A 12775-nucleotide genomic window follows, 5' to 3' on the forward strand; every position below is an offset into this window, starting at 1 on the left:
CAATTCCCTACTTTTTGCTTCATGAATCGTCTCGATGTGAATGAAAAAATCCTGACTCCGAAGAGACAGGATTTTCCTCACATCATGTCGTGAACTTTCCAATCAACGTCTGTAAGTCGCTCGTCATATTTCCGAGTGACTCGGCGACGCCGTTCAATTCTTGAATCATCGCAAGTTGTGCGTCAGAAGTTTCTCCGACCGAACGCATCGTTTCAGCCATCGCTTCACTGTCTTGTGACATGTGAAGAGAAGATGTCGCGACTTGCTTCGTCGTCTTCGCAATCTCGTTTGACGCGATGCGGATGTGCGACGTGTTATCGACCGACGTCTCGAGTTGACGGACAATCTGTTCGAACGCACGTGTCGCTTGTTCAAGCAACTGTGAATTCGTTTCGACACGCTTCGCACTGACGACGTGTTGGTCGAGGACGGCATTCGATTGCGCCTGAATCGACTCAATCAGCCCAGCGATTTGTGTCGCCGATTGTTTCGACTGCTCCGCGAGTTTACGCACTTCTTCTGCGACGACCGCGAATCCTTTTCCTTGTTCGCCGGCACGTGCCGCTTCGATGGCCGCGTTCAGCGCCAACAAGTTCGTCTGGTCGGTGATCGATTGGATGACTTCTGTGATGAGGGCGATCTCATCCGACTGTTGTTTCAATGCCGAAATCGATTCCCCGGTGAGACGTGTCTCCCGCTCAAGCGCACGCACTTCATCTTTCGCCTGCGTCATCGTTGCCCCGCCTTCTTCAGCGAGTTTCAAACTTTGTGACACATCATCATCAATCGAACCGATTGAACCGGCGATTTGACCGATGCCTTCGTCCGCAGCTGCCACGGACCGCGCTGAATCACTCGCTTCTTTCGCCTGGGCGACCGTTTCTTCCACGACCCGATCGATGAGGCGAGTCGTCTCTTCCGTCTGTGACGCCATCTCTTCTGTGCTCGCATAGAGCTCTTCAGATTGTGCTGTGATTTCTTGTGCGTTTTGTGTGACACGGTCAATCAATTCGCGTAAGTTCCCCTTCATGCGGTTGAAGCCAGTCATCAACTGTCCGATTTCATCTTGTGTGAGTGCTTCGAGGTCGTCACGTGTCAGATCACCTTCTGCGACCACAGCCACTTCTTTCGCTAAAAAGCGTAGCGGAGCCGTCACCATTCGACTGATGGCGTATCCTGCCCCCACCATCAACACAACACTCACAATGGCGATGACAATCGAATACAAGAAAGCACGCTCGCCCGCCTGTTGGAGTTTGGTTTGCATCGCCAACATGTCTTTCTCCGTTTCGGCTTGAAGCGCCTCCCCTGTCGATGAGATCGACTTCGTGACGTCCGGCATGAGACGGAGCGTCAAGCGGTCGATTGCCTCTTGGTCATTCTCATCGATGGCGGTGATTGCTTGTGTCGCGAGTGCATCGTATCCAGTCGCATATTCCAGCAATGCTTCAAACTCGTTCCGTTCAGCTTCATTGTCTGCCAATCCAATCAATGATTCGATGGCCGTTTTCTTTTCTTCTCCACCTTGGATGATTTGTTGTTTGCGTTCATCATCCTGAACCAAGACATAGCCACGAACCCCATATGCTTGACGTACCATTCCGAGCGCCAAATCGTCCGCCGCTTTCATTTTCATGACATCGTTTGAGATCATCCGCTCATACTGACTCGTCATGCGTTCGAGCGTCCATAGATTGTATCCCATCCCGACGAACGTCAAGATGAGGAGCAATCCGATGCTCGCCATGATTTTTTTGGACAACGTCCATTTGTTGAATACTGTTTTCATGACTTACGAGGAGTCTTCTCCTCTTCCACCTCTTTTTCTCTTTTTGTTTATGTACTGCCTTTTCTATATCGGACATCACACCCTAATTTGTACCAACAATTTGAAATTCACATATGCATTGACCTATCTTTCGAAAAGGCAGCAAAAAAAGAACCAGACGTATGCCTGGTTCTGATTACTGCTTATAGTTTAAATTGAGCGACACGATTCGATAGTTCGCTCGCACGTTTTTCCGTCTCACTCATCTTCGCCTGGACGTCATTGAAACGTTCGACCGAAAGTTGAACTTTCTCTGAGATCGACTGCGTTCCGTCCGCGCCTTCTGTCACGGTCGTCGCCACTTCTTGAATGACGCCGAGAATGTTGTCCGTCATATGTCGGAGTTGAAGCGCATTGCCTTCGAACGTCTTCGCTGTCTCTCCGAATACTGTCGCATCTTGTTCGTATTGCGTTGCGGCATCTTCAAGTCGATCGTAGTCGGCCATGACTTTTGTGTTCAAGAACGTCAGCATGTCAGCCGAACTCGTGTTGAGGCGCTCGACCGAATCGATGACCGTGTTCGATACGTCACGAATCTCGTTCACCGTCTGACGTGAGTTTTCCGCAAGTTTACGGATTTCAGAAGCGACGACCGCGAATCCGCGCCCCGCCTCTCCCGCTCGTGCTGCTTCAATTGATGCGTTCAATGCGAGCAAGTTCGTCTGGTCGGCGATGGCGAGAATGGCCGCCGTCAAGACGCGAATCTCTTCGACAGACTGTGCTCCCTTGATTGCTTCCGCGAGTTCAACCTGCTTCTTCTCGATAATCGTTACAGCCTCCGTCTTCGAGACGACAGCCTGTTCACGCATTTCGTGAGCACGTGTCTCGACACGTGTCGCCGTTTCGGCACTATCGTTGGATAAGTCGACGATGGAATCGATCGAGCTACCCATCTCGGTCGTCGAAGCACTCATCTCTTGCGAAGATGCTGCCGTCTCTTCCATCCCAGCCGTCAATTCTTCGACCGTTCCAGATGTTTCTTCCATATAGTGACTGAGTCGCGTCACTTCAGCAGATACGTCTTTTGAAGATGACAGGACGACTTTTGCCGTCTCGTCGACATCAATCATAATTTCGCGGAGTGTCCCGAGGAACGTGTTGAACGAGCGACTCACTTGGGCAATCTCATCGTTCGACGTCACCGGGATTGTCATCGTCAAATCGCCGCCCTGCGTTGCAAGCTCATCGAAGCGAGTCTGCAGCGTCTGCATCGGTCGGATAATCGAGCGTAACAAGCTGAGTCCGAGGAATAATAGAATGACCACGGCTCCGACCGTCACGGCGACGAGCGCCATGAGTGACTGCATGAATTCACGCTCCATGTCCTGCCCGACACGTTGCGACCCTTCTGAGTTGTATGCGACCAGGTCACTCAGTTTTTGAGTGAAGTTATCATACGTCGCTTGCGACTGGGCATCGTAGTATGAACGTGCCATGCCCGTGTTCCCAGTCGTACTGAACGTCAACATGTTGTCTGAGACACGTTGATACATCTCCCATTGACGTGAGAAGTTATGGAAGAGTTCTTTATCGATTTCGCCTGTCGCTGTTTTTTCGTATTTCGGCGCAATCGTATTGATTTCATCCCGAATCTCTTTCATCTGCGTCATCAATTCTTCTTTTTGCGTCGCATCCTCTGTCACGATGTGATCGAGTTCGAGCGTGCGATAGTTCGCTGCGAGCGTGTTCAGTTCATGGGCATAATCGAGCCCTTTGTTCCAGTTGTTGACGATATCGTCCGCTTGACGGTTCGCGTCGTTCATCGAAAATAGTGCATACCCACCGACGCCAATGACCATGACGAGTGAGATGATGACGAGTCCCCACAATTTTTGACGAATCGTCAAGTTCTTGCCGACGTTCGCCCCGAAAGATGTCGTGCGTTCACGCTTCTCTCCGCGTTTTCGTTTGAGCGTCGGTTTCCACGTCCATGTCGGTTTTCGTTTGATCCGACTGAGTGTCTTAGACCAGATTGATTTCGATGCCATCTATGTATTCCCCTCTCAATCATGCAGTGTTTCCTATACTATCGACAATTTTCTGAAAATAGTGAAGGGGATTGACCAAACTTAAAAAAGGCGACTCCAATTGCAAGAGTCGCCAGCCAAAAGATTATTTTGCACTCAATACCGTCTGCGTGCCTTCAATCATTTTGATTTCCGTCCACTCCATCACGTTTTTCGCGAGTGGATCGTTGGCGACCATGAAGTCCGCCAATGCTTCGATTTTTTGTGAGTCGACGGGTTGCTTCACGTTGTTGAGACGGAAACGAACGACCTTATGGAATGCGTCTAAAAATGAGATTTCAAGTTTTGTGTCAGTCATGGGTTATGTCCTCCTTAGGGTATGGGTTAGACTAAATCGTATTCGCGGATGATGCCGAGATCTGCGTCTTCATGAATCACCAAGTCAATCAAGAGACGACCGAACGCATTGACCGTATCGGCTGTGAGGTCGGCACGGACTGGACCGAACCGTTGTGCTTTTTTCGTTGGTTTTGCCGTTTCAATGTCGTGATGCGTCGTCAAGACGAGTGTCGCTTTCTTTTCTGTTAAGACAGCCATAGGGGGATGGCTCCTTTCAATGGGGGATTAGGTTTCTGATAAGGTCGAATCATCCATGCGCTCGAGGAGCTGGATCATCCGATCGAGTTTCGTCTCGATTCGATGAAGTAAATAGAGCGAAACGACGATCGGGAACCCGAGATTCGAGATGAGTTCGGGCCAACTCATGTGACCACCTGCTCATCATGCCGAATGCCGGTGCCGATACGAGTGAGGTTCTGCATAAGTCCTCCGTGTTAATACACGATCGATTCTTTAGCGACGACGTAATTGACGGATTCGACATCGATGAGTGCCGTCAGTAAATCTCCGAACTGCCGCATCAACGCCTCATCCATTTGACCGCCGAGCGGCCCGTAGCGAACGAGCTGCTTCTTCTCTTTCCCATCCACGAGTCGACGAGTGTCCAAATAAAACATCGTCGCCACTTCTTCGTAAGTTGCCATCTGTCTCACCTCCTTCGCCCTTATTAACCGTTCACGAGATGAATGTGCTCAATCTATTTTCAAGTTGATTTCAAGACAAAAGTCCCATATTGTCTGAATTTTTATTCATTTTTCAGATTTTTACTGCTAAGCTTGAGTTTTGATACCAATTAGGGTATCTTAATGTTCGACAGACATCGTTCAAAATTACGCCAAAAGTCCCATGAATCATTTCCCCACTTTGAAAAAACTGTAAGTTAAAATCTTGTAAATGGGGTACGATACGTAAGAAGACATTTTGAAATGACCAGTCAGTCTTGAAGAAGGAGATCCATCATATGAACAGCTTAGACCTCGCACGTACTACTTCTATTCCTTCCGCTCAACACGACTTCGACCAGGCCGACCTGACGTTTTCAGCGACCGAATGGGATACATACCGACCGGAACAAGGAAAACCAATCTCGTATAAAGAGCAACATTTGATTGTCTATCCGCTCAAAGAATTGAGCCGAGCCTTTAGTGTGGCCGGCATCCCACGCAGCCAACAACAATTGATCAAATGGGAGACAGATGGCGTATTGCCAGCTACCCCGTTCACATTTGGCCGGAAACGATTCTATACGGAAAATCAGATTCGTACCATTGTCGACATCGCATTAGAATGCGGATTGCGTCCACGGACACATGTCAAAAAGACAAACTTCTCGGAATTGGCGCATCATGAATTGACGTACATATTACAACTCGAACTGAACGCCTATGAAGCGCCTGTCGTCTGAGCAGGCAAAAGCCATCCGCCATGATGCTCATGACGAATGGCTTTTTTGTTACCGATTTTGAATGACCGAATCCGGTACGTCCTCGCGTGAGACTTCATCATACGACGTGACGGTGTCCCCGCCCTTAACGTATAAGCGCAAATACGCCCCTTCTCGAAGTTCTTTTCCTGCGGTAAACGTGACTTCTTTCGACTCCCCTTCTGGTGTATAAGCAGGTTGGATGTACACATACCGTGTCATCACAGCCCCATTTTCAAGTGTCGTCTCTTCCACGTCACTCGGTGTTTGAACTTCCACAAACAAGGTGTCTTTTCCAAATCGATTCCAATCCACTTGCAATAAACCCGCGAGGAGTAGGATGGAAACTACTCCCATTCTAATCCATTTCTTCATCTTTCTTCTCTCCTTATCGAATGGCCGTCATGAACCGACGAACCGTGATCCCGTAATAGACCGCATAAATGGCCGTATAGACACCCATCCATGCGAGAACAGGCACCGTGAAATTCATACTTAACAAGTTTGAAAAGGCAATGAGGGCGACCGTCGCATGCAAAATTCCGAGTGCGAACGGTGCGAGGAAGACGACGATGATCTGTTGACGCACCGTCCGTCGTACGTCCCGGTCGGATATCCCGATTTTTTGCAAGATGGCGTACTTCGCCCGGTCATCCTCAGCTTCCGTCATCGTCTTGAAGTAGATGACGCTGCCTGTCGCGACGAGGAAGACGAGTCCGAGGAACGTTCCGACGAAGAGGAGGGCCCCGTTCATCGCCATCGTTTCCGCGTATACGTCCGGTGCGCTCGAGAACGATTCGAGCCCGAAATTCGCCAAACGTTCAGATTGAACTTGTTGATCTTTGAACGACTCCGTGAGGGCGACGTGATACGTCTCGCTCGGCTCCGTCATCGCTTGAAACACATCGTCTGAGACGACGAGGAACGTACCACCGAACGTCATGACGTTGAGTGGTGAAGTTTCGGCACGTGTCGCGACGTCAAACGTCCCTGCTGAAAGTTCGACCGATTCGATCTCCTCCGAGTAACGCTCGTCATAGAACGGGTCGACCCACAACACCTCGACCTTCGGGAACGATGCAGGTTCTTTCTGCCCGAGCCCTTCGAGAAGGTGACGATAGGTCGACGCATCGATGACGCCAAGCTCTCGTTCTCCGTATTCCGCTTCCATCCGGATCGTCTTTTGTTCCACGCTTGATTCGAACGTCGCCCCTTTCACATCGACCGCCTCCCCTTTCCAGGCGTACGTGTACGGTGTATAGGATGCGACATTCTCTTCCGCGTAATAGTAGACACTGAAGATGGCACCACCGGCCGTGATGGCCGTCGCACTGATGATACTGATTAACGTGAGCGTCTTGGCATTACCACGGATGCGATAGAGAAGCTGTGACGTCGTCAACAAGTTAAGTCGTTTCCACGACCAGCGCTCATTCTGTTTCAACCACGTCAGGGCAAAGATCAACACGCTATGGAATAAGAGCGCCGAACCGATGACGCTCAACCCGATGATGAGCAGCGGCATGGCGAGCCCGAGCGTTCTCCAAAGCGAGGACGTCATCAAGTCTTGAAGCGCGAGCCAATAGGCAACGCCGATTGTGAGGACACCCATCAAAGCGACCCATCCTTTCGCCGTCGGCACACCTTCCCCGCTCTTATCCGCATGGAACAGCTCGATCAACTTGAAGCGATAGATGACCCGATACCCTTGGAACGAAGTAAAGAGGAAAATGGCAAGAAACACGAGGAACGTCTCCACGAATGCCGACGCCGAGAAGGCGAATCCAATGTCGAGGTCGCTCTTCATGAGACGCATCAACAGTTGAAGAAGCGCATTCGACCCGAAGAGTCCGAGAACGATTCCGATAATCAAAGACACCGCTCCGATGACGATGTTCTCAAACAAGAGCAAGAGTCCGATTTGTTTCTTTCGGACCCCGAGTAGCGAATAGAGCCCGACTTCTCGCTTCCGACCTCTCAAGAAGAAGGCGTTCGAATAGGCGATGAAGAGCGCGACGAACAACATGAGGATGAACGTCGACGTGCTCATCAATCCACTAATTTTCTTTGACGTCTCCGCGAGTGCACTGATTTCATGACTATGTTTGAGCGTCGCAAACGTGAAGTAAATGACGATGGAGAAGATCGTCGTCCCGACGTAGAGCGCGTATCGCGACAAATTACGTGCGACGTTTTTCTTCGCAAGCTCAAATAGCGTCATCGACGGCACCGCCTTTCGCCAACTCCTCGAGGATTGTTTGGTAGAACGCATCCCGTGAGGCGTTGCCACGAATCAGTTCCTTATTTAAACGTCCGTCCTGGATATAGAGGACACGGCGACAGAAACTTGCCGCGAAGGCGTCATGTGTCACCATCATGATGGTCGTCTCGGCCTCGTTCAACCGTGCGAGCATATTCAATAAATCCGTCGCCGACTTTGAGTCGAGCGCGCCGGTCGGTTCATCGGCGAAGATGAGTTTCGGGTCCGAGATCAAAGCCCGACAGACGGCCGTCCGCTGTTTCTGTCCTCCTGAGATTTGATACGGGTACTGCTCGAGAATCCCTTCAAGCCCAAACCGCTTCGCCAATCGTTCGACTTTCTCTCGCGTCTCGTGAACGGGCGTCTTTGAGACGGCGAGTGGGAGCAACATGTTTTCCCGTACCGTCAACGAGTCGAGCAGGTTGTAGTCTTGGAAGATGAAGCCGAGATGGTCGCGTCGGAAATCTGCGAGCGCCTCTTCGTTCATCGACGCGATATCCTCTCCTTCCACAAGAATCTCACCGGACGTCGGCGTATCGATTGTCGCGAGGACGTTCAGTAGCGTCGACTTCCCGGCCCCGGACGGTCCCATGATTCCGACGAACTCACCATGTTCGATTGTGAACGACACGTCATCGAGCGCCCGAAATGTCATACTTCCTTTTCCATATGTCTTTTGAATCGATTTCACTTGTAATAATGTTTCCATGTTCAGCACCTCTTTCTGACTCTTACATTACGCCCCTTGTCTTAACTTCAACTCACGCGTACCTTACAAAATCCTTACATGATATGCTTGAATAGAGGTGATGACGATGGAACAACCACGGATTCTCATCGTGGATGATGAACAAGATTTATGTACGTTGATGCAACGCGCACTCGAAAAGGAAGGAATCACGCAAATCCGGACCGCCCACACATTGAAGGACGGGTATGACGTCTTCGAGACGTTCCATCCGCATTTGGCGATTTTGGACGTCATGTTACCGGACGGGGAAGGTTATCAACTTTGCCAACAGATTCGGGCACACTCGAACATCCCCATCCTCTTCTTATCCGCTAAATCGGAAGAAGTCGATAAACTGCTCGGCCTCGCCATCGGGGGTGACGATTACATCACGAAGCCGTTCAGTCCGAAAGAAGTGGCCTTCCGCGTAAAAGCACAGTTAAGACGGCTATCGATGATGGAAGCACCGATGGAAGAGACGACCGTCGGACCGTTCCTTATGAATGAAGATGAGACGGAAGTGTATATGAACGGCGAACGATTGGAATTGACGGCGAAAGAAGTCGGTCTCCTCGCCTGCTTTTTACGAAACCCGAATCGAATTCTCAGCAAGGAGACACTGTTCACACAAGTATGGGGCGAATCGTTTTTCGGTTCGGATAACACGGTCATGGTCCACATACGGCGATTGCGTGAAAAAATCGAGCCGAACCCGTCTGCCCCGACCTACATCAAGACGGTCAAAGGTCTCGGCTATCGGTTGACGGTGTAAGGAGCGATCATGATGAAATGGAAGCTGACCGGTCGCTATTTACTGTCGATTGTATTGATTGTCGCCATCGTCGTCTTTCTGAACATCGTCATCTTATTTGTGCTACTCAACGACCGAACGGGTATCGATGATGTCGAAAGCAACTCAGGGGAGACGTTCACCCGTAACTTCAGCACGTACCTGTCACTCGAGGACGGAGAACCCGTCGTCTCAACTGAAGGTCAGGAGGCGCTCGAGCAATATGGGGCGTTCATCCGCTTTTTAGATGAGACGGGACGAGTCGTCAGTGAGATTGACGCACCGAGTGGATTGCCAGACGCCTATTCGCCAATCGAGCTGATTCAAATTTATAAATATATGGATGATGAGCTTCGTCTCTACTTCATCGGAGAGTTTGACGATTACAGCTACCTCATTGGTGTTCCGGATGCTAGTGAACGCCGGGCACTCTTTATGCTAGATGAACAAGCAGTCCTCTCCTATATCGCAAAGGCGTTCCTCTGGATTCTCGTCGTCGATTTGCTCGTGGCCGCCTTGATCGGTCTTTTGTTTAGCTCCAGATTGACCCGCCCCGTCTATCGACTGACCGAGCGCATTCACCAGCTGAAACGTCGGGATTTCTCGACATCCGAACCGAAACGTGTCGGCATTTATCGCCCTGTCTTCCACGACTTGAATGCGGTCTCGGAGACATTGACGACATACGAACGACAACGCGAGGAACTCGATGAGCGACGGAAAGAATGGATGAGTAATGTGTCGCATGATTTGAAGACTCCACTCGCCTCGATTCAAGGATATGCCGAACTATTGGATGACGAATCTCTAGATATAGCCGAGCGTAGCCAATACGTACACGTGATTGAACGCCAGGCGAAATATATGAAAGAATTGCTCGATGACTTCAACTTGACGATGCGTCTGCAACACGGCGACTTCCCGCTCGCGTTGGAAGAGACGCGCCTCGAGCCGTTCGTTCGCGAACTCATCATCGACGTGTTGAACGACCCTCGTTTCAGTGAGCGTCAGATCGAATTCGAGGCGACAGCGGCAGCGACCGTTTCGATTGACCGCCACTTTATGAAGCGTGCCCTGCTCAACTTCTTATATAATGCGCTTCTTCATAACGACGAATCGGTCATCGTGTCGGTTCGGGTCGACGAGGACGTCGTCACGATTGAGGATAACGGAAACGGGATTGCTGAATCCGACTTACCTTATATCTTCGAACGCTATTACCGTGGTACGAACACAGATGATGCCCGTGGGAGCGGTCTAGGAATGGCCATTTCGCGTGATATCATCGAAGCACACGGTGGAAAGGTCGAGGTCGAAAGCGATCCTGGACAAGGGACGACCATCCGAATTCTCTTCACCCCATAGCAAAAGGGACGCACTCAGGCGTCCCTTTTTTGTGTCATATAGTGATCAATCCATGTCTCTAGTTCTTCGAGCGGTAACGGTTTAGAGAAGTAATACCCTTGCATCTCATCACAGCCGAGTTCGCGTAACGCATGCCACTGCTCAATCGTCTCGATCCCTTCACAGACGGTCTTCAAGTTCAGTCCTCGCGCGAGGTCGACGATCGACTCGACGATGACGTTTCCGGTCGGATCGTTCTCCGTCACTTGGATGAATTGACGATCGATTTTGATCTCGTGAATTGGATAGTGCTTCAAGTAGACGAACGCCGAGAATCCGGTCCCGAAGTCATCGATTGAAATCGAAAACCCTTCTTCTCGGAACGCAACAAATCGGTCGATGACATGCTGTTGGTTTTCCATGCCGACACTCTCGGTGATTTCGAGGGTCAAATAGCTCGTACAGACACCCTCTTCACGGGCAATTTGGGCGAACTTCTCGACGACTCCTTCAGACAAGAAGTGACGTGCTGATAAGTTGAGGGCAAGTGAATACCTGTCTCCCCGGTCATGCCATCGCTTGAGCTGGCGACAGGCCGTGACGAATGCCCATTCTTCTAAGTCAATGATGACCCCCGTCGACTCGGCGAGCGGGATGAAGTCGAGCGGAGGGACGAGACCGCGCTCTGGATGATTCCAGCGCATCAAACCTTCGAACCCTCTGAGCACTCCGGTCGTCGCATCGATTTTCGGTTGATAATACAGCATGAACTCATTCCCGGCGAGCCCACTTCGTAAATTCATCTCTAAAATCAGTCGGTTCGCCGCTTTCGTCCCCATTTCTTCTTCATAGAAGACAATCGCAGCCCGTTGAAACGCTCGTTCACTCGCAGCGATGCGTGTTCGGTGAACCATCTCGAGCGTCGTGATATCCTTTTGCTCGACGGCGATAAACGCGCTCATCGTCAAGATGACTTCTAACTCATCAACAAGGAACGGGTCGCGTACGAGAACTTCACACAACTCATCCGCGACGGCATTTAGTTTGATTCGATCCCCGTACGGTAACCAAATCGCAAAACCTGACTGTGACAAGCGACTCAGGTTCGATTCGTCGACATAACGACGTAGGCGATTGGCCACTTCTCGAACAATCTCATCTGATTTTTCGATTCCAATCGCGTCCTCGATCGACCGAAAATCGTCGACCTTCAAATAGACTAAAGCGCCAAGTTGTTGAGGTTGAAGCTGGCGTTCCTCGTCCATTTTCTCGATGAAACCCGTATCTTTTAAAAGCCCCGTCAATTCATCTATATAGGCAAGACGACGAATGTGTGTCTCGACCGCCTGTCGATCAAGCCGGAAGTAGAGAATCGAAATAAAGTCTGTCAGTGTACTAATGATTAATTCCTCGAGATAGGTCCATTCTCGTGGGAAGAATGACTCACAACAGATGACACCTTTGACGCGATTATTCGCATAAATCGGCGCATCGAGCATCGATTGGATTCGCTGTCCTTCCACGAAATAGTCGGTGTATAGTTCCTTCACCCAAGGATGATTCCGAACATCTTCAATCGCAAGCACCCGATCTTTTTGAAGTGCATCAAAATAATCTGGAGCGAGGTTACGATGAATGGTTAACTTTGGATAATGCGTACCTGATTCAGGAGAATAGGCGATTTGGCACGAAATCGACCGATAGGATGAATCAAAATGCCAAATCGACACCGTATCGACCGCCAGCATATCGGCAACGATTTCACACATATATTGCGTTGCCTCTTGTACCGTGTCTTCCGTCACGATTGGCATGCGTACGAGCTCGAACAGTTTCTCTTGATGTTTACGATATGTTTGGTTTGAAAAGTTCTTCTCGACCATCAGTCTTTTACCTCACCACATTTGATTTGACATTATGATAGCATGAAACCTTTCGTCTCACGTTTTCCAAAATTCAACAGAAAGTCAATGCTTCCTACTTTTTCGAATGAATAAAATAGGTAGTTATTCCCACTTCTAAATTATTGACCTC

13 protein-coding genes are annotated in these 12775 nt (G+C 50.0%); 3 read left to right on the forward strand and 10 right to left on the reverse strand.

Annotated features, from left to right (window positions below):
• Window positions 1–82: 82 nt before the first annotated feature.
• The 6 genes from KNP62_RS06015 to KNP62_RS06040 all read right to left on the reverse strand — a co-directional run bounded on the left by KNP62_RS06015 (window position 83) and on the right by KNP62_RS06040 (window position 4838).
• The gene (locus KNP62_RS06015; protein ID WP_214784300.1) at window positions 83–1789 is read right to left on the reverse strand and encodes a methyl-accepting chemotaxis protein; all 1707 of its coding nucleotides are present in this window, start codon (window positions 1787–1789) and stop codon (window positions 83–85) included.
• A 182-nt stretch (window positions 1790–1971) separates the two neighbouring features.
• The gene (locus KNP62_RS06020) at window positions 1972–3816 is read right to left on the reverse strand and encodes a methyl-accepting chemotaxis protein (protein WP_214784303.1); all 1845 of its coding nucleotides are present in this window, start codon (window positions 3814–3816) and stop codon (window positions 1972–1974) included.
• A gap of 124 nt (window positions 3817–3940) precedes the next feature.
• A complete protein-coding gene (locus KNP62_RS06025) occupies window positions 3941–4153 on the reverse strand; it encodes a DUF2922 family protein (RefSeq protein ID WP_074036279.1) in 213 nt (70 codons plus the stop codon).
• A 26-nt stretch (window positions 4154–4179) separates the two neighbouring features.
• Window positions 4180–4392, reverse strand: a complete 213-nt coding sequence (locus KNP62_RS06030) for a hypothetical protein (RefSeq protein ID WP_214784306.1) — start codon at window positions 4390–4392, stop codon at window positions 4180–4182.
• A 27-nt stretch (window positions 4393–4419) separates the two neighbouring features.
• Window positions 4420–4560 carry a YvrJ family protein gene (locus tag KNP62_RS06035; protein WP_214694127.1) on the reverse strand — a complete coding sequence of 47 codons (141 nt, stop codon included), beginning with the start codon at window positions 4558–4560 and terminating at the stop codon, window positions 4420–4422.
• A gap of 68 nt (window positions 4561–4628) precedes the next feature.
• The gene (locus KNP62_RS06040; RefSeq protein WP_214784309.1) at window positions 4629–4838 is read right to left on the reverse strand and encodes a hypothetical protein; all 210 of its coding nucleotides are present in this window, start codon (window positions 4836–4838) and stop codon (window positions 4629–4631) included.
• A 317-nt stretch (window positions 4839–5155) separates the two neighbouring features.
• On the opposite strand from KNP62_RS06040, the gene KNP62_RS06045 reads away from it, so the two are divergent.
• Window positions 5156–5599: a MerR family transcriptional regulator gene (locus KNP62_RS06045; RefSeq protein WP_214694131.1), complete on the forward strand. Its 444-nt coding sequence runs from the start codon at window positions 5156–5158 to the stop codon at window positions 5597–5599.
• A 48-nt stretch (window positions 5600–5647) separates the two neighbouring features.
• On the opposite strand, the gene KNP62_RS06050 is transcribed toward KNP62_RS06045, so the two are convergent.
• Genes KNP62_RS06050 through KNP62_RS06060 form a run of 3 tightly spaced genes read right to left on the reverse strand, consistent with a single transcriptional unit; the run spans window position 5648 to window position 8586 of the window.
• On the reverse strand, window positions 5648–5992 hold the full coding sequence (locus KNP62_RS06050; protein WP_214784312.1) for a YxeA family protein: 345 nt from the start codon (window positions 5990–5992) through the stop codon (window positions 5648–5650).
• Window positions 5993–6005: 13 nt separating this feature from the next.
• On the reverse strand, window positions 6006–7838 hold the full coding sequence (locus tag KNP62_RS06055) for an ABC transporter permease (protein WP_214784315.1): 1833 nt from the start codon (window positions 7836–7838) through the stop codon (window positions 6006–6008).
• Window positions 7825–8586, reverse strand: coding sequence for an ABC transporter ATP-binding protein (locus tag KNP62_RS06060; RefSeq protein WP_214784318.1), 762 nt, complete (start codon window positions 8584–8586; stop codon window positions 7825–7827). Before KNP62_RS06060 ends, KNP62_RS06055 begins: the two co-directional genes overlap by 14 nt.
• Before the next feature lie 106 nt (window positions 8587–8692).
• Between KNP62_RS06060 and KNP62_RS06065 the strand changes: the two genes are divergently transcribed.
• Together KNP62_RS06065 and KNP62_RS06070 are read left to right on the forward strand one after the other, a co-directional pair.
• A complete protein-coding gene (locus KNP62_RS06065) occupies window positions 8693–9379 on the forward strand; it encodes a response regulator transcription factor (RefSeq protein ID WP_214784321.1) in 687 nt (228 codons plus the stop codon).
• 12 nt (window positions 9380–9391) lie between these two features.
• Window positions 9392–10762: a sensor histidine kinase gene (locus KNP62_RS06070; RefSeq protein ID WP_339963136.1), complete on the forward strand. Its 1371-nt coding sequence runs from the start codon at window positions 9392–9394 to the stop codon at window positions 10760–10762.
• A gap of 14 nt (window positions 10763–10776) precedes the next feature.
• On the opposite strand, the gene KNP62_RS06075 is transcribed toward KNP62_RS06070, so the two are convergent.
• The gene (locus tag KNP62_RS06075; protein WP_214784327.1) at window positions 10777–12624 is read right to left on the reverse strand and encodes a sensor domain-containing phosphodiesterase; all 1848 of its coding nucleotides are present in this window, start codon (window positions 12622–12624) and stop codon (window positions 10777–10779) included.
• Window positions 12625–12775: the final 151 nt, after the last annotated feature.

Source organism: Exiguobacterium sp. s183 (genome assembly GCF_018617655.1).
GTDB classification, from domain to species: Bacteria; Bacillota; Bacilli; order Exiguobacteriales; family Exiguobacteriaceae; genus Exiguobacterium; species Exiguobacterium aestuarii_A.

What these genes read in the sequence shown, in the direction of transcription:
- KNP62_RS06015 (WP_214784300.1), bottom strand. Translation starts at nt 1,789, where the DNA reads ATGAAAACAGTATTCAACAAATGGACGTTGTCCAAAAAAATCATGGCG.
- KNP62_RS06020 (WP_214784303.1), bottom strand. Translation starts at nt 3,816, where the DNA reads ATGGCATCGAAATCAATCTGGTCTAAGACACTCAGTCGGATCAAACGA.
- KNP62_RS06025 (WP_074036279.1), bottom strand. Translation starts at nt 4,153, where the DNA reads ATGACTGACACAAAACTTGAAATCTCATTTTTAGACGCATTCCATAAG.
- KNP62_RS06030 (WP_214784306.1), bottom strand. Translation starts at nt 4,392, where the DNA reads ATGGCTGTCTTAACAGAAAAGAAAGCGACACTCGTCTTGACGACGCAT.
- KNP62_RS06035 (WP_214694127.1), bottom strand. Translation starts at nt 4,560, where the DNA reads ATGAGTTGGCCCGAACTCATCTCGAATCTCGGGTTCCCGATCGTCGTT.
- KNP62_RS06040 (WP_214784309.1), bottom strand. Translation starts at nt 4,838, where the DNA reads ATGGCAACTTACGAAGAAGTGGCGACGATGTTTTATTTGGACACTCGT.
- KNP62_RS06045 (WP_214694131.1), top strand. Translation starts at nt 5,156, where the DNA reads ATGAACAGCTTAGACCTCGCACGTACTACTTCTATTCCTTCCGCTCAA.
- KNP62_RS06050 (WP_214784312.1), bottom strand. Translation starts at nt 5,992, where the DNA reads ATGAAGAAATGGATTAGAATGGGAGTAGTTTCCATCCTACTCCTCGCG.
- KNP62_RS06055 (WP_214784315.1), bottom strand. Translation starts at nt 7,838, where the DNA reads ATGACGCTATTTGAGCTTGCGAAGAAAAACGTCGCACGTAATTTGTCG.
- KNP62_RS06060 (WP_214784318.1), bottom strand. Translation starts at nt 8,586, where the DNA reads ATGGAAACATTATTACAAGTGAAATCGATTCAAAAGACATATGGAAAA.
- KNP62_RS06065 (WP_214784321.1), top strand. Translation starts at nt 8,693, where the DNA reads ATGGAACAACCACGGATTCTCATCGTGGATGATGAACAAGATTTATGT.
- KNP62_RS06070 (WP_339963136.1), top strand. Translation starts at nt 9,392, where the DNA reads ATGAAATGGAAGCTGACCGGTCGCTATTTACTGTCGATTGTATTGATT.
- KNP62_RS06075 (WP_214784327.1), bottom strand. Translation starts at nt 12,624, where the DNA reads ATGGTCGAGAAGAACTTTTCAAACCAAACATATCGTAAACATCAAGAG.